The organism is Gordonia sp. ABSL11-1 (assembly GCF_030315685.1).
GTDB lineage: Bacteria > Actinomycetota > Actinomycetes > Mycobacteriales > Mycobacteriaceae > Gordonia.
Genome location: NZ_JASXSI010000010.1, coordinates 105,426 through 123,999 on the forward strand (window position 1 = coordinate 105,426; position 18,574 = coordinate 123,999).

Below are 18,574 nucleotides of genomic sequence, written 5' to 3' on the forward strand. Positions count from 1 at the left end.
ATTCAGCCGCATGCCGATCCGCGAATTCGCTGCGCAGACGGGGTGACGGCGCAAGGATGGAGGCGCGAGGAGTCTACGGGCAACGGCTGCCCGGGTCGGTGGTAGATGTCCCGCGTCCCATCCGCTTGGCACTGTGCTCGGCGACAGCGCCGCAACGAAAGACACCTCCGATGACACGAAAGATCATTGCCGTCCTCGCAGCCGTCGCCGCTGCAACCGGGATCGCACTCGCCGGAACGGGTCCCGCGACCGCGGCCTGCATGGGCAACGGGATCGACGATCTGACCGCCGAACCCTGCGGCGACTGACACCGCGCCCACCGAAGGCACGGACGCGCGCCCGTCGATCGCCGACTGTGCCCTGAATTTCACCGAGTGTGCCCGCGGCGGGCACGGTCGGTGAAATTCTGGACACGGTCGGCAATATCTGGGGCACGGTCGGGATGGCGCGGGTCGGTGGGACGGCGAGGTGGGACGGCGAGGTGGGCGGGGGCGGTCAGGCGACCTGACGCGCGAGTGCCACCATCAGGTCGGCGCGGGTGCCCTGCACCTCCGAGCACCGCAGCGGCTTGACCCGTTCGACGAGGATCTCGTCGGTCGCCGTCGGCAGCAGCGTCATGACCTCGTCGCAGAAGTCGTCGAGTGGCATCGCCCAGTCGGCGTCGGCCTGGCCGGGGGTGAGGTCGGTCTGCACGGCCGGTGGGACGAGTTCGAGAACACTCACCGACGTGTCGGCCAGTTGCAGGCGCAGGCTGTCGGTGAACGAGTGGATGGCCGCCTTCGTCGCGCTGTAGGTCGGGGTGCCGGCCATCGGAGTGAACGCCAGCCCCGACGACACCGTCACGATCGTCGCCTCGGGTTGCGCCTCCAGGAACTCGCCGAACGCGGCGACGAGACGCAGTGGGCCGAGGATGTTGGTCTCGACCTCGGCGATCGCCGTCGGCAGGAAGTCGGAGTGACGCAGGTTCTCACCGCGCATGATGCCGGCCATCGCGATGAGCACGTTCGTCTCCGGGAAGCGCTCCTGGACGTCTGCGGACACCTGGGCGACGTCGTCGGCGGCGGCAGTGTCGATGCGGACGGTCTCGATCCCGGGGTGCGCGGCACGGATCTCGTCGAGGAGTTCCGTCCGGCGCCCACCGACGATGACACGGTTGCCGGCCTCGTGGAGCCGGCGGGCCAGTCCCAGGCCGATACCCGATGTGGCCCCGGGGATGAAGATGGTGTTCCCACTGATGCGCATGATCTCCTCGTTTCGTCGTTCCGTCACCACCCACTTCACCGTCGACGCGGGGCGTCGACAAGGCAGTGGGGATCCGGGGACCGGCGATCCCTGGATGCCGGTGACCCGATCCGCCAGAGTGGTGCCATGGCGATCGACCGGGCCGGGTTGGCCGAGTTCCTCCGTACTCGACGTGCGGCGCTGCAGCCCGCGGACGTGGGATTGCCACCCGGCTCCCGACGACGCACCCGTGGCCTGCGCCGCGAAGAAGTCGCGATGCTCGTCGGCATGTCGACCGACTACTACGGCCGCCTGGAGCAGCAACGCGGACCGCAGCCGTCCGAGCAGATGCTGGCGGCGATGGCACGAGCGCTGCATCTGAGCCTCGACGAACGCGATCACCTGTTCCGACTCGGCGGGCACAATGCGCCAGGGCGGCGGTCGGTCGTCGATCATGTCGGTCCGGGGATGATGCGCATCGTCGACCGTCTCGCCGACACCCCGGCGATGGTGGTGAACAGTGCCGGTGAGACCTTGTTGCAGACCGCACCCGGGGTGGCACTGGTCGGCGAGGAGACCCACTTCACCGGTCTCCGCCGCAGCATCGCCTACCGCTGGTTCACCGATCCGGCCACCCGACAACGCTTTCCGGCCGACGACCACTCCCACCATGCTCGCGCCCACACCGCCCGATTGCGCGCGACGGTGACGCGCGAGGGGCCCGACTCGCGGGCAGCCGAGATCGCAGACGCCCTGCTGTCGGAGAGTCCCGACTTCGCCGAGCTGTGGCGGCGTCACGATGTCGCCGCCAGCCTGACCGACCGACGAAAACGTCTGCTGCATCCCGAACTCGGGCTCATCGAGGTCTTCTGCCAGACGCTCCTCGACCCCGACGGCACGCAGTGCCTACTGGTCTACACCGCCACTCCCGGCAGCGAGAGCCACGAGAAGCTGGCGATGCTGAGTGCGGTCACGGCCCCCTAGCCACCACTCCGCCCACCCCAGCCCGCAGACGTAGCGGACATCGGCGCCGGGAGACGGTTTCCGCTACGTCTGCGGGGTGGAGGTGAGGGGATAGCGAACGCCGGTCAGCTCCTCCGCTGTCTCCCACAGCCGTTGTCCCAGTTCGGGTTCGACGACGCGCGGACTGGGCAGGGCAAGCGCGGGCGGGCCGGTGAACTGCATGGGCCCTGACGGCCCGTAGTACTGGCCACCGATGACGCTCGGATCGATCGCCGCACGCAGCGACGGCAGTGCGCCCTCCGGTCCCTCCATGATGAAGGTGCGTCGTATCCAGTGCAGCGACGGTGTCGTGAAGAGCCACGACATGAGGGCGCCGGAATCGCGCATGACACCACTGTGGGTCGCGCCCGGGTGGGCGGCGACAGAGATCGGTGAGGTCAGTCCCGCGGCCGACAGCCGCCGCTGCAACTCCACGGCGAACACGAGTTGGGCGAACTTGGAGCGCGCGTAGGCCCGCGACGTGGTGAACGAGGTCTCGAGCCCGAGGTCGTCGAAGTCGATCGCGCCCGCGCGATGCGCGTTGCTGCCGACGGTGACCACCCGGGACGACCGCGCGGCCAGCAGTGGCTCGAGCAGCAGTCCGGTCAGCACGTAGTGGCCGAGGACATTGGTCCCGAAGTCCATCTCGAAGCCGTCGGCGGTCAGTTGGTGACGACCGGCCATCACCCCGGCGTTGTTGATGAGGACGTCGACCACCGGGTGGGAGTCGGCGATCTCGTCGGCCCCCTTGCGGACGGAGGCGAGGTCGCTGAGATCGAGCTGCACGATGTCGACACGCGCGTTCGGCACGGAATCGAGGACGTCGGTGCGGGCGATGTCGGCCTTCTCCACGTTGCGGCACGCCATCAGCACGTGCGCGCCGAGCCGGGCAAGATGTCGAACCGTCTCCAGCCCGATCCCCGAATTGGCACCGGTGACGACCACGGTCGTGCCGTCCATCCGCGGCGCCTGGGCCGGCCCCCATCCGCTCTTCGCCATGCTCCACCCCTGCATGCTCCATCGACTGTGACTCGCGACTCACATTGCCACAGGTCGCGCGCGGAGCGGCGCGGCGGTGTGTGATCCGCCCGTCATGGTGAAGACCGGTGTCGCGCGCCGTTCAGGCTGCCCGCGGGTGGTTCTTGCGGCACCACACCTCGACGCGGCCCTGATCCCCCGTCGTCACCGACACACGCTCGGTGATCGCCTCGATCAGGTGCCAGGCGAAGCCGTCGGTGGGTAGCGGCAGCTCGTCGGCGAGATGCCCGACGACGAGTACGTCGGTGCACTGCACGCGGGTGGTGACCGAACATGTCAGTCGCGCCGTGCGCGCCGAGCACGACACGACGAGTTCGGCGATCGCGTCGGCCGCCAGGGTCAGATCGGTGGCGGTATCGCCGTCGAGTCCCGCACCGTCCAGGACGACGGCTAGCGTCTCCTGCGGACCAGGGGCAACCGAGAGGACTCGGCAGCCACGTCGATCTGCACGGAAACATCGTGTGGTGATGGCATGTCACGTCCTGGTACCGGTAGACGGCTCGTCGTAGGTCGGCTCGTCGTACCCACGAATCCGGCGCCGCCAAACACATCGACCGATCCGATACCGCCGGTTTGACCGGCCGACCAGCCGGGAAAGCGAACCCGATGGAGACGCTTTGGCTCGATACCGCAGATCCGGCCGGCGTTCGGCGCCTGGTCACGGTGCCGGACAGCCTCGACGAGCGCCGCTACGACCACGTCGTCGTCGGTGGCGGGATCACCGGCTTGACCGCCGCCCTCCTGCTGGCCCGTGCGGGCCGGTCTGTGGCGGTGGTGGAAGCGCGGCACATCGGTGCGGGCGCCACCGGTCACACCACCGGGAAACTGTCGTTGCTGCAAGGCACGCGGCTGTCCTCGATCCGGCGCAAGCACAGCAGCCGGACGCTTCATGACTACGTGGAGGCGAACCGTGAAGGTCTGGGGTGGTTGACGCACTATTGCCGCGAGCGCGGAGTGCAGATCGAGGAGCGGGACGCAGTGACCTTCGCGACGACCGACTCGGGAGCGCGACGTGTCGCCGACGAGCATCGCGCCTGCCGCGAAGCCGGGCTCGACGTCGAGGAATTCGATTGTCCGGAGCTGCCTTTCCCGACATCGGCGGCGGTACGGCTGGTCGATCAGATGCAGATCGACCCGATGACCGTGCTTCGCGCCCTGGCCGAGGACCTCCGCGAGCGCGGCGGCGAACTGCACGAAGGGGTGCGCGTGCGCGGGCTTCGGCACTCACGACACGGCCACACCGTGCAGACCGACTCCGGCTCGATCACCGCCGAGTCCGTGGTGATCGCCACCGGTACACCATTTCTCGACCGCGGTGGCTTCTTCGCCCGTCTCCATGCGCAACGTTCCTACGCCGCCGCATTCAGCGTGCCCGGCGAGATCCCCCGCGACATGTATCTGTCCGCCGACGATCCGTCCGTGTCGCTGAGGACCGCGCCCCGTCCGGGCGCTCCGGACGACACCTTGCTCCTCGTAGGCGGATTCGGTCACGATGTCGGACGGACCGCCTCCGAAGCCGAGCACGTCGGGGACCTGATGAGATGGACCGGACAACACTTTCCCTCTGCTCGGCTGGTCGCACGATGGTCGGCGCAGGACTACCGCTCGATCGACGAGATGCCGTACGTCGGGTCTCTGCTGCCCGGCATCGACACCGTCCAGGTCGCCACGGGGTTCGCCAAGTGGGGTCTCGCCAACGGGGTGGCCGCGGCCCTCGCGATGACGGGACGCCTCCTCGGTTCTCGTCAGGCATGGGCACGGAGCTTCGACACCTGGCGAACATCTGAGATCGCATCCGCAGCGTCCGCGGCGACCACGAATCTGTCCGTCGCGACCCACCTCGTCGGGGGCTATCTCGCGTTGCTCGGATCACCCGATCAGTCGCCGAGCGAGGGGCAGGGTTCCGTCGGGCACGCCGGACTCACTCCGCGCGGGATCTGCCGTGTGCAGGGTTCGACGACGACGGTGACACCGATCTGCACCCATCTGTACGGCGTACTCCGGTGGAACGATGCCGAGCAGAGCTGGGACTGCCCACTTCACGGGTCCCGATTCGCCCATACCGGAGAGGTACTCGAGGGGCTGGCGACGCGGCCGCTGCCCAATACCGACACCTGACTCCTGCACGCGGCCCGAACGAGACGGGTCACCCGTCGCGACGTCCCACCACCGGACCGACCACCGGCCGTTCGAGGTTTCCGAGCGGACGCAGCACCTCGCCTGCGAAGACGCGCGCGATGATGTCGATCGCCCTCGCGTCGATCCCGACCAGTATCCGATCACGGCCGGCGAGCACTCCGGCCAGAATCGCGACCGCGGCCGCCGCGGGCCTGGTGCCCGGCAGACGACGATCGAATCCATGGGTGACATAGTCGCGGACACCGGGATCCATGGAGCGGGCGGTGCGGGCGATCGGGGTGTGGACGGCCCCCGGGCAGACGACGTGAACGCGCACGCCCGACTCTGCGGCACGGAGTTCGCCCTGCACTGTCTGGGTGAACCCTGGTGATCCCGGCGTTGTTGACCACCAGAGACGGCGGGCCGCGGCGGGCGACGACGTCGTCGGCATGATCGCGCACCGCCTGCATATCGACGACGTCGACACGGTGAGTCCGGACCGATGCCCCGGCCCGCCGGCACCGCGCGGCGGTCATCTCGAGGCCCGCACCGTCGACATCACTGAGCTCCAGCGCAACCCCGCAGCGGCCGAGCCGGCACGCCAGTTCCCGTCCCATCCCCGATCCGGCGCCGGTGATGACCACCGGTCGCTCCGCGCAGAGATCGCGCAGTCGTCGGTCCGTGACGCGTGGGTGCCAGAGCGCAGCTGTCATCGGCCGGTGATACCCGACACGACCCCCGTTCACGCACGATTACCACCCGCGTATGTGGGTACACCCGACCTCGACGATTTGTCGACGACGAAAGAGGTGGGGATGGAGACCGCGGATGCCGTGGTGGTCGGAGCAGGTCACCACGGCCTGATTGCGGCGGCCCGGCTCGCCGACGCCGGATGGGATGTCGTCGTCCTCGAGGCACAGTCCGAGGTCGGCGGCGCGGTCCGCAGCACCGAGCACACACCGGGTTACATCACCGACGTCTTCAGTGCGTTCTACCCCTTGGCTGTCGCGTCACCCGGCTTCGACGATCTCGATCTGACCTCTCACGGATTGCGGTGGAGCAGAGCGCCGCTGGCTTTCGGACACCCGAACGGTCCGGAAGATGGGCATGCCGCGGTCGTCCATCCCGATGTCGCAGCGACGGCTGACCAACTCGCCTCGTACGATCCGCGTGACGGCCAAGCGTGGCTCGAACTCGTGGAGCAGTGGCATGAGATCCGATCCGCGCTGCTGGGCCTGCTCTTTCGGCCGTTTCCGCCCATCCGCAGTGTCATCGGCCTGTTGCGTGCCGTGGGTACCCCGGCCGTGTTGCGGTTGGCACGATTCCTCGTGCTGCCGGCCGGGCAGATGGTCCGGGAACTGTTCCGTAGCGATCAGGCGCGACTGCTGATCCTGGGTAATGCACTGCACGCCGACATCCCGCTCGACGCTCCCGGCAGCGGCGTGATGGGCTATCTGCTGACCATGCTGGCCCAGGATTCGGGCTTCCCGGTACCGGTCGGCGGCTCCGGTCAACTGTCCGCGGCTCTGCGGCGCCGGTGTGAAACCGCCGGTGCACGTGTGGTCGTCGACAGTCCGGTCGAACGCATCGAGGTGACGGGCGGACGCGCGACGGGTGTGACGGCCCGGGACGGCCGCCGATGGCGTGCCCGACGCGCCGTCCTCGCCAATGTGTCCGCGCCGGCGCTCTACTCCCGCCTGCTGTCGCCGTCGGACGTGCCCGCTCGCCTTCTGACCGACCTCGAGGCCTTCGAATGGGACACGCCGGTCGTGAAGATCAACTACGCGCTCGACAGCAAGATCGGCTGGAACAGTCGCAATCTCGCCGGCGCGGGGACCGTCCACGTCGGTGCGGGTTTCGCCGACGTCACCCGCGCCACCGCCGACATCGAGACCGGGACGATCCCGGAGCACCCGTTCCTCCTGTTCGGACAGATGACGACTGCCGACCCGACGCGATCCCCCGACGGAACCGAGAGTGCCTGGTCCTACAGTCACCTTCCCCGCGGCTTGGTCGACGACCGCTCCGCTGAGATCCTCGCCGAGCGGATGGATCGCGTGATGGAGGAGTACGCACCGGGATTCGGAGCAAGCATCGTCGACCGACAGGTGCAGACACCCACCGAGCTACAGGCGTCCGATGCCAATCTGTTCGGCGGCGCGGTCAACGGTGGGACCGCACAACTGTTCCAGCAGCTGATCTTTCGTCCCACTCCCGGCCTCGGCGGTGCCGTCACACCCATCGACGGGCTCTTTCTGGCGAGCGCAGCCGCCCATCCCGGCGGCGGTGTCCACGGTGCATGCGGTACCAACGCCGCACGCGCGGCGCTCGGATCAGCAGGCGTCCGGGGACTACCGCGCCGATACCTCACCCGAAAGACACTGCATCACCTGATGCGGTGAGACAGGAGAGCAATGAACAAGGCCACCCGACGTACCGACGCGACACCGGCTCAGGTCTGGTCGGTGTTGTCCGATGGCTGGCTCTACGGATCGTGGGTCGTGGGTAGCTCACGTATCCGGGACGTCGATCCGGACTGGCCGCAGGCCGGCACCCGAATCCATCATTCGGTGGGCATCTGGCCGGTGCTGCTCGACGACGAGACGGTATCCCTGCAGTCCAAGGCCGGTCTACTGGAACTGTCCGCGGCGGCATGGCCGTTCGGCAAGGCGCGCATCGTGCTGACCGTCGAGAAGGAGGACGAGGGCACGCTCGTCACGATGGAGGAATTCGTGGAGACCGCCCCGTTGCGCTGGATACCGCCGATCGTCCAGCAGACGGCAATGGCACCGCGACTCGATGAGTGTCTGCGACGCCTCACCATGCTGGCGGAACGACACACCGCCTGACCGTTTCCCATCACGTCAGCGGGGTACCCGGGCACCATGCCCTCAGCACTTGCCATCACCTGCACACTCAAACCGTCACCCGCACCGTCAAGCAGCGAACTGATTGCGCGGCAAACGCTCGACGCGCTCTCCGCCCAAGGCGTTCGCGAAACCATGATCCGCGCAGTCGATCACGACATCCTCCCAGGAGTCGAGCGGACCATGGGCGAGGGCGACGCGTGGCCCGAGATTCTGGACCGTGTACTCGACGCCGACATCCTGCTCGTGTCGACGCCGACATGGCTGGGACAGATGTCGAGCGTCGCCCATCGGGTCCTCGAGCGGCTCGATGCCGAGATCTCGCAGACCGATGACGCGGGACGACCCAGCATGGTAGGCAAGGTGGCGATGTGCGCTGTCGTCGGCAACGAGGACGGTGCACACAAGATCATTGCGGACGTCTTCGGGGCGCTGAACGACATCGGCTTCAGCGTGCCGGCCCAGGGCAGCACCTACTGGAACGACGAGGCGATGGGTGGCCGCGACTTCAAAGACCTCGACACCGTCCCCACCGCGGTCGCCGATGCCACGAATGCCGCCGCACGCAACGCCGCTCACCTCGCACGCCTGTTGTCCGACAACACATATCCGGCATACCAGTGAACGATCACCCCGGCAGGGTCTCGCCGCCGATGGGTGCGAGAACCTCGCCCGAATAGTACGACGACAGCTGATCAGCGGCGAAGAACACGTAGGACGGCGCGATCTCATCCGGCTGTGCCGCCCGGCCGTAAGGGACCTGTGCGCCGAAGTCGGCCACTTTGTCAGCGGGCATGGTCGCCGGGATGAGGGGCGTCCACACCGGCCCCGGAGCAACACAGTTGACCCGGATTTGCCTGTCCAGCAACGCCTGTGCGAGTGAGTACGTCAGGGCGGTCACCGCACCCTTGGTCGCTGAGTAGTCGATGAGTTGCTTGTTGCCGCGTAATCCGTTGATCGATCCGGTGTTCACGATCGCTCCCCCGCGGGTGAGATGGGGGACGGCGGCCCTGGTGGTGTGAAAGAAGCTGTCGATGTTGACATCGAACGTCCGGCGCCACTGCTCGGGCTCGAGTTCCATGAAGTCATCGACCGGGTTCTGGAACGCCACGTTGTTGACCAGGACATTGAGCGATCCCAGATCCGAGACGGTTCGCTCGACGATGTCGGTGCAGTGCGCAGCGTCCGCGAGGTCGCCGGCATACGTTCTCGCCCTCCGCCCTTGCGCCTCGATGAGCTCAGCGGTCCGGTGGGCGTCGTCGGACTCCTCGAGGTAGGCGATGGCGACGTCGGCCCCTTCCTTGGCGAAGGCGACGGCGACCGCGCGCCCGATCCCGGAATCGCCTCCGGTCACCAGTGCCACCTTCCCCGCCAACAGGTCTCGGCCGCGATAGTCGCGCATTTCGTCACGGGGTTCGTCGGGCATCTCCGCAGTGCGGCCGGGGTACTCGATGGTCTCGGGCGCATGCTGCTGCTCGTCGCTCATGAGGCCGGGACTACCCGGGCCTCACACCCGGCAAACGCGACGGGTCTGACGCCGCGCTTCGAGTTTGCCACCCCGGGGCCCGGTCGGCGACACGACTGTGGTCGAGGTTTGACGTCGATGTCCATCGGGCACGCTGCCGTCACGATCGGCGGGTACACCATCCGAGGAGGACCACATGCGCGCAGTCACCTGGCAGGGCAAACGAGATGTGACGGTCGAGAACGTTCCCGACCCGAAAATCGAGGAACCGACGGACGCGATCATCAAGGTGACGTCGACCAACATCTGCGGCTCGGATCTGCATCTGTACGAGGTGTTGGGCGCGTTCATGCAACCCGGCGACATTCTCGGTCACGAACCCATGGGCGTCGTCGAGGAAGTGGGCAGTGACGCCGGGCATCTGGCTGTCGGTGACCGCGTGGTGATCCCCTTCCAGATCTCGTGCGGCGCATGCCATATGTGCGGTCAGGAGCTCTATACCCAGTGCGAGACCACCCAGGTCCGCGAGCAGGGCATGGGTGCAGCGCTGTTCGGCTATTCGAAGCTGTACGGGTCGGTGCCCGGCGGTCAGGCCGAATACCTTCGGGTGCCCCAGGCCCAGTTCACACATATCAAGGTTCCCGGGGAGGCCCCGGATTCCCGCTATGTCTACCTGTCGGACGTCCTGCCGACGGCGTGGCAGGCGGTCGCCTATGCCGACATCCCACCGGGCGGTTCGGTGACAGTGCTCGGACTCGGACCGATCGGCGACATGGCGGCCCGTATCGCCGCCTATCACGGTGCCGACGTCATCGCCGTCGATCGGGTACCGGAGCGACTCGCGCGTCTGGACGCACGTGGGATTCCGACGATCAACTTCGATGAGGTCGACGACCTGGGTGACGTCATCCGCGATCGGACCAACGGTCGCGGCACCGACGCAGTGATCGACGCCGTCGGCATGGAGGCTCACGGCTCACCGATCAACAAGTTCATGCAACAGGCCGTCGGGCTTCTTCCGGACGCGGTGGCCGAACCCTTGATGCAGCAAGCGGGCGTCGATCGGCTCGCGGCCTTCTATTCCGCGATCGACATCGTGCGACGCGGCGGCACGATCTCCCTGAGCGGGGTTTACGGTGGCACTGCCGACCCGATTCCCATGCTGACACTCTTCGACAAGCAGATCCAGTTGCGCATGGGACAGGCCAACGTGAAGAAGTGGGTTCCGTCGATCATGCCCCTGCTGCACGACGACGATCCACTCGGTGTGGATTCGTTTGCCACGCACGAACTCCCGCTTGACGATGCGCCGCACGCCTACGACATCTTCCAGAAGAAGGTCGACGGGGCCGTGAAAGTCGTCCTCAAGCCGTGACTGAGCTGTGCACGCCGCTCAGCAGACGACCTTGATGGTGTCGAAACGCGGGTCTGCCACATCCGGCAGGTTCATGCCCGCGTGCTTGCCGGTCCGCAGGTAGTCGAGCACAGCGTCGTTCAGTACCTCTCCCGGCACCACGACGGGAATTCCCGGCGGGTAGGGCGTGACGAGTTCACCGGCGATCCGGCCTGCGGTCTCGCGCACCGGCACGAACTCGGTGTCACCGAAGAAGGCGTCGCGAGGAAGCCAGAGCTTCACCATCGCGGTCGAGGACTCGGCCACCAACCTGGCGACCCATGCTGCGATCGCCCTGTCCGGGGCACGTCGCAGCGAGCAGTTTCGCAGCGCCCTGGCGAGTCGCGACATCATCGGGCAGGCCAAAGGCATCCTGATGGAACGATTCGACGTCGACGCCATCGCCGCGTTCGACCTGCTGCGGCGACTGTCGCAAGAAACCAATACCCCGATCGCCGAGCTGGCCGAGCAGCTCGTGTCCACCGACCATCCGTCATCCTCCTGACTCGTCGCCACCACGTTTATCCGGCCGGCCAACGGGTAGACAGTGCAGGTACGGCACCCTCGCCAGCGGCCATCGCCGGCGCCGGCCGACGATCGAACTCGTCGTGCGTCACCGAACGCCAACTGGCGGTCTCGATCAAGCGAACCGATGACGCGCGACCCGTGTATCGCCCGAGGAAGCCCTTCTGCCCGAGAATGATTCGGCGCGCAGTGTGCCTGTCCTCGTGGGACGTCATCACACCCGCTCGTCGGACTCGGTGCTCAGCTCCTCACGCAGGGCGGTCAACGTCCGCGACAGCAGACGGGAGACGTGCATCTGCGAGATGCCTACCTCAGCGGCGATCTCGCTCTGCGACATGGCGTGAAAGAATCGCAGCGACAGTATTCGCCGTTCACGATCCGGAAGGCGCTCCAAAGCCGGTCGCAGCGTGACGAATTCATCGACACGTGACAGATGTTCGTCATCGTCGCCGAGGGTCTCCCGTATCGAGCGGCCTTCGTCGTCGTCAGGCTCGGCGTCGATCGACTTGGCGTTGTACGCCGACCGCGCCATGAGGCCGTCGATCACCTCACTCACCGGCAGATCCAGGTACTCGGCGAGTTCACTCGGCCGCGGCGAGCGACCGAGACGCTGCACCAACTCGTCACTGGCCTTCCCGATGCTCAGGGACGTCTCCTTGGCGCGACGAGGCACTCGCATCGACCACATGGTGTCGCGGAAGTGCCGACGCACCTCACCCATCACCGTCGGAACAGCGAACGACAAAAAGCCTGCTCCGCGCTCCGGATCGAACCGATCCACCGCGTTGACCACCCCGATGCGCGCGACCTGCAACAGGTCGTCGAAGGCCTCACCACGATCGCTGAATCGCCGCGCCACATGCTCGGCAAGCGGCAGGCACCGCTCGACCGCTGCGTCCCTGATCTCAGCCTTGACTGCCGGATCCGCCTCGTCGCGCATGGCCTGCACGGTGCCCACGACGTCTGCGTAGTCATCATCTCGGGAGCCATGTGGCTTCTGCGGCGACGAAGACGACAATCAGCACCTCCCGAGGAATGGGTGACAAGACGGCTTGGGTTCGACGACCTGGTTCCGTGAACGACACTACGTTCTACCCGCCACCGATCGACATCAAACATCTCTTGAAGACCGAGGGCCTGAGCCGTACGGTGAAAGGCAGCGGTTCAGTCAGCAGCTGCAGGCGGACGGGACCAGCCGAGGCTGCTCTGCCCACTATTCCCGTCTGACTCGATGACTACAGAGGACGGGCACGCGCATGACTTTGAACGCTCACGTTTCTTTTCGATCGGCGGACGTTTCCGCCGTCGCCCGACAGGCCGGACGCAACCTCGTTGCAGGCAGGATGTACTGCGTACAACGGTTCACCGGTGACATCGACATGCAATCGGCCGCCGACTTCACCGCCGCTCTCGATCGAGTGCTGGCCGGCCGGCCAGAGGGTGTGGTCCTGGATCTGTCAGGTGTGGACTTCTTGAGCGCGTCGGGCCTCGCGATTCTGTCGCGCTTCTGCACGGACGCCGAGAGCCATGGCATCCCGGTGGCTGTCGTCGGCGGACGGACGGTGACACGTCCGATCGAGGCATGTGGATTGGCCGGGACGTGCCATGTTTTCGACACGGTAGGCGAGGCGGGCGCAGCCATGGCCGAGCAGGTGCACCACTGACAGCTTCCTGAGCGCGACCCGGCAGGTTGCGTGTAGGTCAGGCGCGGTGTTTGGCCAGCTGCACGGTGACCTGTCGGTCGCCTTCGGCATCGGAGTACGAAACGGTCTGCGCGTCGGTCACGGTCTCCACGACGCGCCAACCGAATCCCGATGTGTCGAGCCCGAGTTCGCGACTGACGACTCCGTCGACCTGCACCACCGCACCCTGCGGGCCGACGTTCAGCGAGATCGACAGCCTGCTCTCCGACGCGGCGACCATGATCAACTGCGAGCAGATCTCGTCGATGCCGAGGTTGACGTCGGCGACGTCATCGACCGACCAGTCATCGATGAACAACGTCCGCTCCACCATCGAACGAACAATCGGCAACCGGTCGGAACGAGCCGGCACCGACAGTTCGACCGGCGCCTCGGCCGCGTGGGTCAACTCCCCGATCACCTGCCGTTCGGCGGTGGCTCCGCTGTTCTCACTCACAGATACTCCTTGTGTGCCCGACCGTTGCGTCACGACATTCTTACCCGTGCGACGGCTCGTCGAAACCCTTCGGTTGGTCTATCCCTCGTTCAGTCGTCGGCGGTCCTCGTCGGCGGTGCGACGCCGCATCCGCTCACGGTACCCATACGTTGCCCTCAGCACGTCGTCGAAACTGTCCGCGCTCGACCCGATTCCTCCCGCGAACATGCCCATCGATGTCGCCAGCCAGGCGAGGGCCATGTAGTTCGTGATGCCGACAGGATGACCGAGAGTGCCCGCCATGTACTCGGAGTCGATGACCGCGATCGCGGCGACAAGCGTGGCCACGAACAGACCCGCATAGAGAACCACGGCGCTCGAGACCACGGTGCAGGCGGTCACGGTGTTGTACATGTGGATACGCCACGCCGATTTGTCGTTTCCGTGCTCCCACAGCCGATTGTTGACGATCAGCCAGGTAGAGGTGAGCACCACGGACAGAACCGCGATCAGACCGAGCCGCCACGGACTCAGCGCGTTCGCCATCGACCAGATGGTGGAGAAGAACACACCGAATGACGCGGCTGCTGCTGCCGCCGCGGTGAGGCCGGTCAGTGTGGGTATCAGGCGCCACGGCCGGTTGCCGCGCACCATCCCCGCCACGACACGCAGATGACTCAAGATACCGCGATCGAACAGGAACTCGGTGGCCCCGTCGCCCGACCGCTCCCAGGTATGTGCTCGCCGCAGGCGGTCGGCTTGTCCGCCCATCATCCGGTCGACGATGGCGGTGACGATTCGGGGCATCGCCCGACCCGGGAACAGCCCCAGTGCGGGCGAGGAGATCACTGCCGCTGATCTCTCGTGGTCGATCTCCACGGCGACGACGCGTTTGCCCAGCACCCTGGGCGATTCCGTGACGAAGATGACCGCATCCGTGTCCTCCACCGCGTCCGTGACGGCCCCGGTGGCCAGATCGTCTCGGGGAGGCATCTGCAAGGTGGTTTCCGGGGCGAGCGTGACACCGCGGTAGTCAAGGGTGCGGTCGGTGAGAACCTTCTCGATCGTGTCCTCGGCCTGATCCGCTGCCGATGCCGGAAGACCGGGCTCCACCACCAGACGGACGCCGTCGAAGCGCGGAAGTCGTTGTGCTCTGGTCACGATGGGGCGGTACCCACTGCGGCGGTGGATCAATCGCACGTTGCTTGCTCAGAGATCAATCGCACGTTGCTTGCTCAGAGAAGGCCAGCGCGATCCCCTGGGTTTGGATCGAACACGTGCGGGTAACCGACCGCTCTGATCCCCGTCGGTGGAGAACGGAGCGACCATGGCCATCTGCGACGTCTGCGGGAATGACGACGACCACAGCATGACAATCACGATCAACCGAGACGACAGGGACGTCCACGGCACCTTCGACAGCTTCGAGTGCGCGATCACCGCACTGGCGCCGCTGTGCGCGCACTGCGGATGTCGAGTGATGGGTCACGGTGTTGCGATCGGATCAGCACTCTATTGCTGTGCGCATTGTGGACAACAGGTCGACGACGTCGTCGTCGCGCACGGGGCAGCCGTGCGTGAGCGGCGCGCGACCTCCGTCTCGGGCACGCTCGTCGAGGACGGCCAAGGAAGGACTCCCGGATGACTCAGAACAAGAACGGCCGCGCCACCGACGCGTCGACGCACAAGGACACCGGCGAGATGCGCGATGGCGAGACTGCGCGCCGCCCTGCACCGTATGCCAAGGCGCTCAAGGCGATCGGATTCGCCGGCTATCTCGTTGTGATCGTTGCTGTCGTCCTCGTCGTGCTGGCGATCGGCTCGGCGGCGGGTGACCACTCGTCCGCCCCGTGGTGGGGTTTGAGCGCCGCGATCGTCGCCGTGGTCGCGATCGCGCTCCTCGGTACGAGCCGCTATGTCTCCGCACGCCAGCCGGGAGATACACGGATTCAACAGGATCCACTGCAGCCCGAGGTGACCGTCGAGGAGGAGCAGCACTACGAGGAGCTGTACCGCGACGACGAGCCGGGTCGGTGACGTGACCTCGGTCGCCGATCGGGACGACCCGACGACAGCACCTCTGTTCACCTCCACAACGCCGACGATCTCCGACCTTCTCGACCACGGCAAGGTCTATCGGCCACAACATGATTCGGACCTGTTGGTCGAGGCGGTCCAGAACAGCGATCACGCCGTCGGCGCCGCGGCGGCGGACTTGTGCACCGGTAGCGGTGTGATAGCTCGTGCGATCGCCCACCTCGGTGCTCGATCGGTGGTCGCCGTCGACGCGTCGGACGATGCTGTCCGTGTGGCACGGGCACTCTGTACCGACTCGGCGGACCGGGTCGCAGTACGTCACGGCGATGTGGCGACGTTTCGTGGCACGTTCGACCTCGTGACCTGCAACCCGCCGTACGTTCCGTCGCCGCCGGACGGACGAATCCAGGAACCCGGGTTACCGCGTGCTGCGTGGGAGGCCGGTATAAACGGGCGTGCGGTGCTCGATGTGGTGTGCTCGGCGGCCGCCGACCTGCTCAAGCCCGGTGGCAATATGTATGTGGTGCAGTCCGAATTCGCCGGCATCGAGGCTTCCGTAACAGCTCTGCGCTCATCAGGACTCGTTGCCGACGTCGTTGTGGAGCGGCACATACCCTTCGGGCCCGTGCTGTCGGCGCATGCCGCGTGGCTGGAAGCCAACGGTCGGTTGGAGAAGGGGCGGCGCGTCGAACTGCTGGCCGTCATCCGTGCGCACAAACGACCGGTGCCGACGCGACCACAGTCCCGATGAGCGAGCGACAGCCGGAACGCCTTCCGGTTCGGGTGATCCGCGGGGGGCCGGTGCTCATCCCGGGGCCCGTGGACATCGAACTGCCCGACGGCACGCGCGTGCAGTCGGATCGCTTCATGGTGGCGGTGTGCGCGTGCGGCCGAAGTCGTCGATACCCCTTGTGCGACACCAGTCATCGACGTCGACGTCGTGACGGATGACGTCGGTTGCACCCTCGGCCTTCGCCCGTCTGCCGCTCAGACCGGCGCGCCGCACATGCCGCTGCGTTGCGAGATCAGATGACGGAGAACGTATCGCCACCCGTGACGTTTGACGTCATCTGTCAAGCGCCCGACGCCGCACGATAGCACTGTACCGGCGCGGACAACCCCAGCTGCGACTCGCCCTTGTCATCTCAGGACAGGCGTTCCCGCGTCCCAGACAGCTTGCAGGTTCGCGTCGAACGCATCCTCCACGAGGAGGAATGCACGAATACCGAACACGACATCGGATTCGAGCTCGGGCTCCCCTTGGATCAGTGACCCCACGACATCGGTGCGCAAGATCTGCTCGTGTACCGCATCGGCTTCGACGTGCTCACGATAGAAGTGCCGGCATGCCTCCGGCGCGTCCAACTTTTCGAGGCCCGTCAGCAGCCGCTGTGAGCCGGGCGGCGACGTGATCTCCGTGGCGGCCAGATGGCCCACCGCGGCCGCCCGCGACGCACGATGAAGACCGAAACCGCTCATGAGATTGACCGGGGCCAGCGCCCAGCCCGGCACGGCGTCGAGGTAGCCGAGATAGGCCGAGTCGAGGTCGGCGGCCTCCAACAGGTCCGCGAACAACTCCTGGTGGACCGCATCGCCGCGGCCGCCACCGAATTCGTCGAACTCGACAGCGACGAACGCAGCCTTGGTGGCGCCCCGCAGGCGCGGAATGGCCCAGGCGTGCGGGTCCGCCTCCTTCAGGTGGTACAGCGACCTCAGCGCGAACAGCTCTCGATACTGCTCCCAGGTCCCGCTGTCCCGCAACCGGAAAGACACGCCATCACCGGTCGTCGGCTCGATGCTCAACTCGGCCATCTCCGACTCCGCCGACGACCCCGCCAGATCGCCGACGTCGGTTCGCACGGACTCGAAGAACCTGTGCTCGAGTTCCCGGCGGTAACGCAGGATGTCCGGGTCCCACTCGCGATCGTCGTCGACATCGACGAAACCCATGTAGTGGAGTTCATACGCCACGTACAGGGCGAGCTGCAGATCGTCGCCATACGGGCGGGCGCCCTCCAGATCGGCGGGCAGTCCCACCGGAGTGCCGTGCCGGAGCGAATCGATCAGACGCCCGGACAGCGGCCCTCTCGGCGACGGGAGCGTCGGATGCGCGACCGCTCTGCTGGTCGTGATGGACATGTGTACCTCTGTTCCGGTCCGCTGCGGATGGCCACGCCTGCCGTGTGCGACACGAATGAGTCGAACGTGGGCTGACGAGACGACGGACGATCAATCCGGCGGTTCGGCGTCGCCGCCCGTCTGATCGTCCGGCTCCTGGTCGGCTGCCGGATCGACGACCGGTTCCTTTCCCGGATCGGGCGTGCTGACGTGCTTGTCCTCCAGTTCGTCGACCTTCTCGCGCGCGTCGTCGGGATGCTGCGTGCCGTCGGCCGGGTCCAGCGGTTCCTGCGTGGTGTCGGGTTCGGACGTCATGGGAGCACCTTCCGTCGGATGATGCGGCACGCACATGTGCATGCCGCATCGGCTGAGCGTGCCCTGACCGTTTTCCCCGGCCCCCGTCGACCCAAACCTCGGTCGTCAGGCGCCGGTGTCGAGATGGGGGTCGGCCACCGGTTTCGACTCGGCCGATCCGCGCTGGCGAAAGACGATGGACAGCAGGACGATGGCGGCAACCCGTCGCCACCGCCAACCAGGACTTCGACGACCATCAAGAGCTCCACGGCGACACCACACGTTGTCGGCGAACCAGTTTTCCACGGTCAGCGATACGGCGAGGCCGCCACGCGCGTGCCGACAGCGAGTTCCCACCGAGGTCGAAGAGATCGAGGC

General features: G+C 66.6%; 24 protein-coding genes and 2 pseudogenes. 13 read left to right on the forward strand and 13 right to left on the reverse strand.

Going from position 1 to position 18,574, the window contains the following annotated elements; genetic code table 11:
- Positions 1-170: 170 nt before the first annotated feature.
- Positions 171-308: a hypothetical protein gene (locus QSJ19_RS13110; RefSeq protein ID WP_286320989.1), complete on the forward strand. Its 138-nt coding sequence runs from the start codon at positions 171-173 to the stop codon at positions 306-308.
- 187 nt (positions 309-495) lie between these two features.
- On the opposite strand, the gene QSJ19_RS13115 is transcribed toward QSJ19_RS13110, so the two are convergent.
- Entirely contained in the window at positions 496-1,242 is a 747-nt protein-coding gene (locus QSJ19_RS13115; protein WP_286320990.1) for an SDR family oxidoreductase, read from the reverse strand.
- Positions 1,243-1,368: 126 nt separating this feature from the next.
- Between QSJ19_RS13115 and QSJ19_RS13120 the strand changes: the two genes are divergently transcribed.
- Positions 1,369-2,205, forward strand: a complete 837-nt coding sequence (locus QSJ19_RS13120) for a helix-turn-helix transcriptional regulator (protein WP_286320991.1) — start codon at positions 1,369-1,371, stop codon at positions 2,203-2,205.
- Positions 2,206-2,268: 63 nt separating this feature from the next.
- Here the strand turns inward: QSJ19_RS13120 and QSJ19_RS13125 are convergent, their stop codons facing one another.
- Together QSJ19_RS13125 and QSJ19_RS13130 are read right to left on the reverse strand one after the other, a co-directional pair.
- Positions 2,269-3,222: an oxidoreductase gene (locus QSJ19_RS13125; RefSeq protein ID WP_286320992.1), complete on the reverse strand. Its 954-nt coding sequence runs from the start codon at positions 3,220-3,222 to the stop codon at positions 2,269-2,271.
- Positions 3,223-3,343: 121 nt separating this feature from the next.
- Positions 3,344-3,517: a hypothetical protein gene (locus tag QSJ19_RS13130; protein WP_286320993.1), complete on the reverse strand. Its 174-nt coding sequence runs from the start codon at positions 3,515-3,517 to the stop codon at positions 3,344-3,346.
- Between the two features lie 350 nt (positions 3,518-3,867).
- Here QSJ19_RS13130 and QSJ19_RS13135 point away from each other — a divergent pair, with 350 nt between their 5' ends.
- Complete coding sequence (locus QSJ19_RS13135) at positions 3,868-5,379, forward strand: FAD-dependent oxidoreductase (RefSeq protein ID WP_286320994.1); 1,512 nt, start codon at positions 3,868-3,870, stop codon at positions 5,377-5,379.
- A gap of 28 nt (positions 5,380-5,407) precedes the next feature.
- On the opposite strand, the gene QSJ19_RS13140 is transcribed toward QSJ19_RS13135, so the two are convergent.
- Complete coding sequence (locus QSJ19_RS13140; protein ID WP_286320995.1) at positions 5,408-5,557, reverse strand: hypothetical protein; 150 nt, start codon at positions 5,555-5,557, stop codon at positions 5,408-5,410.
- Entirely contained in the window at positions 5,541-6,092 is a 552-nt protein-coding gene (locus tag QSJ19_RS13145) for an SDR family NAD(P)-dependent oxidoreductase (protein WP_353507143.1), read from the reverse strand. The genes QSJ19_RS13140 and QSJ19_RS13145 overlap by 17 nt, the downstream gene beginning before the upstream one ends.
- 102 nt (positions 6,093-6,194) lie before the next feature.
- Here QSJ19_RS13145 and QSJ19_RS13150 point away from each other — a divergent pair, with 102 nt between their 5' ends.
- From QSJ19_RS13150 to QSJ19_RS13160, 3 genes are read left to right on the forward strand one after another with little or no spacing between them, the layout of a single operon-like run.
- Entirely contained in the window at positions 6,195-7,781 is a 1,587-nt protein-coding gene (locus QSJ19_RS13150; protein ID WP_286321090.1) for a phytoene desaturase family protein, read from the forward strand.
- 12 nt (positions 7,782-7,793) lie between these two features.
- Positions 7,794-8,228 (forward strand): SRPBCC family protein, encoded by a 435-nt coding sequence (locus QSJ19_RS13155; RefSeq protein WP_286320996.1) that lies wholly within the window; start codon positions 7,794-7,796, stop codon positions 8,226-8,228.
- A gap of 36 nt (positions 8,229-8,264) precedes the next feature.
- Positions 8,265-8,870, forward strand: coding sequence for a flavodoxin family protein (locus tag QSJ19_RS13160; protein ID WP_286320997.1), 606 nt, complete (start codon positions 8,265-8,267; stop codon positions 8,868-8,870).
- A gap of 4 nt (positions 8,871-8,874) precedes the next feature.
- Here QSJ19_RS13160 and QSJ19_RS13165 read toward each other — a convergent pair whose 3' ends face one another.
- Positions 8,875-9,732, reverse strand: a complete 858-nt coding sequence (locus tag QSJ19_RS13165; RefSeq protein WP_286320998.1) for an SDR family oxidoreductase — start codon at positions 9,730-9,732, stop codon at positions 8,875-8,877.
- Positions 9,733-9,907: 175 nt separating this feature from the next.
- Between QSJ19_RS13165 and QSJ19_RS13170 the strand changes: the two genes are divergently transcribed.
- On the forward strand, positions 9,908-11,086 hold the full coding sequence (locus QSJ19_RS13170) for a zinc-dependent alcohol dehydrogenase (RefSeq protein ID WP_286320999.1): 1,179 nt from the start codon (positions 9,908-9,910) through the stop codon (positions 11,084-11,086).
- An 18-nt stretch (positions 11,087-11,104) separates the two neighbouring features.
- Here QSJ19_RS13170 and QSJ19_RS13175 read toward each other — a convergent pair.
- Positions 11,105-11,335: pseudogene (locus tag QSJ19_RS13175) on the reverse strand (Orn/Lys/Arg family decarboxylase); the annotation flags it as partial.
- A 22-nt stretch (positions 11,336-11,357) separates the two neighbouring features.
- Between QSJ19_RS13175 and QSJ19_RS13180 the strand changes: the two are divergent.
- A pseudogene (locus tag QSJ19_RS13180) lies at positions 11,358-11,609 on the forward strand (ANTAR domain-containing protein); the annotation flags it as partial.
- A gap of 234 nt (positions 11,610-11,843) precedes the next feature.
- On the opposite strand, the gene QSJ19_RS13185 reads toward QSJ19_RS13180, so the two are convergent.
- The gene (locus QSJ19_RS13185) at positions 11,844-12,569 is read right to left on the reverse strand and encodes a SigB/SigF/SigG family RNA polymerase sigma factor (RefSeq protein WP_286321091.1); all 726 of its coding nucleotides are present in this window, start codon (positions 12,567-12,569) and stop codon (positions 11,844-11,846) included.
- A 316-nt stretch (positions 12,570-12,885) separates the two neighbouring features.
- Between QSJ19_RS13185 and QSJ19_RS13190 the strand changes: the two genes are divergently transcribed.
- The gene (locus QSJ19_RS13190; RefSeq protein WP_286321000.1) at positions 12,886-13,293 is read left to right on the forward strand and encodes an STAS domain-containing protein; all 408 of its coding nucleotides are present in this window, start codon (positions 12,886-12,888) and stop codon (positions 13,291-13,293) included.
- A gap of 37 nt (positions 13,294-13,330) precedes the next feature.
- On the opposite strand, the gene QSJ19_RS13195 is transcribed toward QSJ19_RS13190, so the two are convergent.
- The gene (locus tag QSJ19_RS13195; protein WP_286321001.1) at positions 13,331-13,768 is read right to left on the reverse strand and encodes an ATP-binding protein; all 438 of its coding nucleotides are present in this window, start codon (positions 13,766-13,768) and stop codon (positions 13,331-13,333) included.
- A 78-nt stretch (positions 13,769-13,846) separates the two neighbouring features.
- Positions 13,847-14,908, reverse strand: coding sequence for a hypothetical protein (locus QSJ19_RS13200; RefSeq protein ID WP_286321002.1), 1,062 nt, complete (start codon positions 14,906-14,908; stop codon positions 13,847-13,849).
- Between the two features lie 166 nt (positions 14,909-15,074).
- On the opposite strand from QSJ19_RS13200, the gene QSJ19_RS13205 reads away from it, so the two are divergent.
- Genes QSJ19_RS13205 through QSJ19_RS13220 form a run of 4 tightly spaced genes read left to right on the forward strand, consistent with a single transcriptional unit; the run spans position 15,075 to position 16,735 of the window.
- Positions 15,075-15,392, forward strand: a complete 318-nt coding sequence (locus tag QSJ19_RS13205) for a metallothionein (protein WP_286321003.1) — start codon at positions 15,075-15,077, stop codon at positions 15,390-15,392.
- Positions 15,389-15,784 (forward strand): hypothetical protein, encoded by a 396-nt coding sequence (locus QSJ19_RS13210; RefSeq protein ID WP_286321004.1) that lies wholly within the window; start codon positions 15,389-15,391, stop codon positions 15,782-15,784. The genes QSJ19_RS13205 and QSJ19_RS13210 overlap by 4 nt, the downstream gene beginning before the upstream one ends.
- Before the next feature lies 1 nt (position 15,785).
- Complete coding sequence (locus QSJ19_RS13215) at positions 15,786-16,535, forward strand: methyltransferase (protein ID WP_286321005.1); 750 nt, start codon at positions 15,786-15,788, stop codon at positions 16,533-16,535.
- Complete coding sequence (locus QSJ19_RS13220; RefSeq protein ID WP_286321006.1) at positions 16,532-16,735, forward strand: CDGSH iron-sulfur domain-containing protein; 204 nt, start codon at positions 16,532-16,534, stop codon at positions 16,733-16,735. The genes QSJ19_RS13215 and QSJ19_RS13220 overlap by 4 nt, the downstream gene beginning before the upstream one ends.
- 189 nt (positions 16,736-16,924) lie before the next feature.
- Here QSJ19_RS13220 and QSJ19_RS13225 read toward each other — a convergent pair whose 3' ends face one another.
- The 3 genes from QSJ19_RS13225 to QSJ19_RS26780 all read right to left on the reverse strand — a co-directional run bounded on the left by QSJ19_RS13225 (position 16,925) and on the right by QSJ19_RS26780 (position 18,553).
- Positions 16,925-17,923: an iron-containing redox enzyme family protein gene (locus tag QSJ19_RS13225; protein WP_286321007.1), complete on the reverse strand. Its 999-nt coding sequence runs from the start codon at positions 17,921-17,923 to the stop codon at positions 16,925-16,927.
- A gap of 90 nt (positions 17,924-18,013) precedes the next feature.
- Positions 18,014-18,217 carry a hypothetical protein gene (locus tag QSJ19_RS13230; RefSeq protein ID WP_286321008.1) on the reverse strand — a complete coding sequence of 68 codons (204 nt, stop codon included), beginning with the start codon at positions 18,215-18,217 and terminating at the stop codon, positions 18,014-18,016.
- A gap of 105 nt (positions 18,218-18,322) precedes the next feature.
- Positions 18,323-18,553, reverse strand: coding sequence for a DUF6766 family protein (locus QSJ19_RS26780; protein ID WP_353507145.1), 231 nt, complete (start codon positions 18,551-18,553; stop codon positions 18,323-18,325).
- Between the last annotated feature and the right edge of the window lie 21 nt (positions 18,554-18,574).

Bases quoted from the DNA above. Each gene is read 5' to 3' on its own strand.
- QSJ19_RS13110 (WP_286320989.1), top strand. From the start codon at position 171: ATGACACGAAAGATCATTGCCGTCCTCGCAGCCGTCGCCGCTGCAACC.
- QSJ19_RS13115 (WP_286320990.1), bottom strand. From the start codon at position 1,242: ATGCGCATCAGTGGGAACACCATCTTCATCCCCGGGGCCACATCGGGT.
- QSJ19_RS13120 (WP_286320991.1), top strand. From the start codon at position 1,369: ATGGCGATCGACCGGGCCGGGTTGGCCGAGTTCCTCCGTACTCGACGT.
- QSJ19_RS13125 (WP_286320992.1), bottom strand. From the start codon at position 3,222: ATGGCGAAGAGCGGATGGGGGCCGGCCCAGGCGCCGCGGATGGACGGC.
- QSJ19_RS13135 (WP_286320994.1), top strand. From the start codon at position 3,868: ATGGAGACGCTTTGGCTCGATACCGCAGATCCGGCCGGCGTTCGGCGC.
- QSJ19_RS13145 (WP_353507143.1), bottom strand. From the start codon at position 6,092: ATGACAGCTGCGCTCTGGCACCCACGCGTCACGGACCGACGACTGCGC.
- QSJ19_RS13150 (WP_286321090.1), top strand. From the start codon at position 6,195: ATGGAGACCGCGGATGCCGTGGTGGTCGGAGCAGGTCACCACGGCCTG.
- QSJ19_RS13155 (WP_286320996.1), top strand. From the start codon at position 7,794: ATGAACAAGGCCACCCGACGTACCGACGCGACACCGGCTCAGGTCTGG.
- QSJ19_RS13160 (WP_286320997.1), top strand. From the start codon at position 8,265: ATGCCCTCAGCACTTGCCATCACCTGCACACTCAAACCGTCACCCGCA.
- QSJ19_RS13165 (WP_286320998.1), bottom strand. From the start codon at position 9,732: ATGAGCGACGAGCAGCAGCATGCGCCCGAGACCATCGAGTACCCCGGC.
- QSJ19_RS13170 (WP_286320999.1), top strand. From the start codon at position 9,908: ATGCGCGCAGTCACCTGGCAGGGCAAACGAGATGTGACGGTCGAGAAC.
- QSJ19_RS13185 (WP_286321091.1), bottom strand. From the start codon at position 12,569: ATGCGCGACGAGGCGGATCCGGCAGTCAAGGCTGAGATCAGGGACGCA.
- QSJ19_RS13190 (WP_286321000.1), top strand. From the start codon at position 12,886: ATGACTTTGAACGCTCACGTTTCTTTTCGATCGGCGGACGTTTCCGCC.
- QSJ19_RS13205 (WP_286321003.1), top strand. From the start codon at position 15,075: ATGGCCATCTGCGACGTCTGCGGGAATGACGACGACCACAGCATGACA.
- QSJ19_RS13210 (WP_286321004.1), top strand. From the start codon at position 15,389: ATGACTCAGAACAAGAACGGCCGCGCCACCGACGCGTCGACGCACAAG.
- QSJ19_RS13220 (WP_286321006.1), top strand. From the start codon at position 16,532: ATGAGCGAGCGACAGCCGGAACGCCTTCCGGTTCGGGTGATCCGCGGG.
- QSJ19_RS13225 (WP_286321007.1), bottom strand. From the start codon at position 17,923: ATGTCCATCACGACCAGCAGAGCGGTCGCGCATCCGACGCTCCCGTCG.
- QSJ19_RS13230 (WP_286321008.1), bottom strand. From the start codon at position 18,217: ATGACGTCCGAACCCGACACCACGCAGGAACCGCTGGACCCGGCCGAC.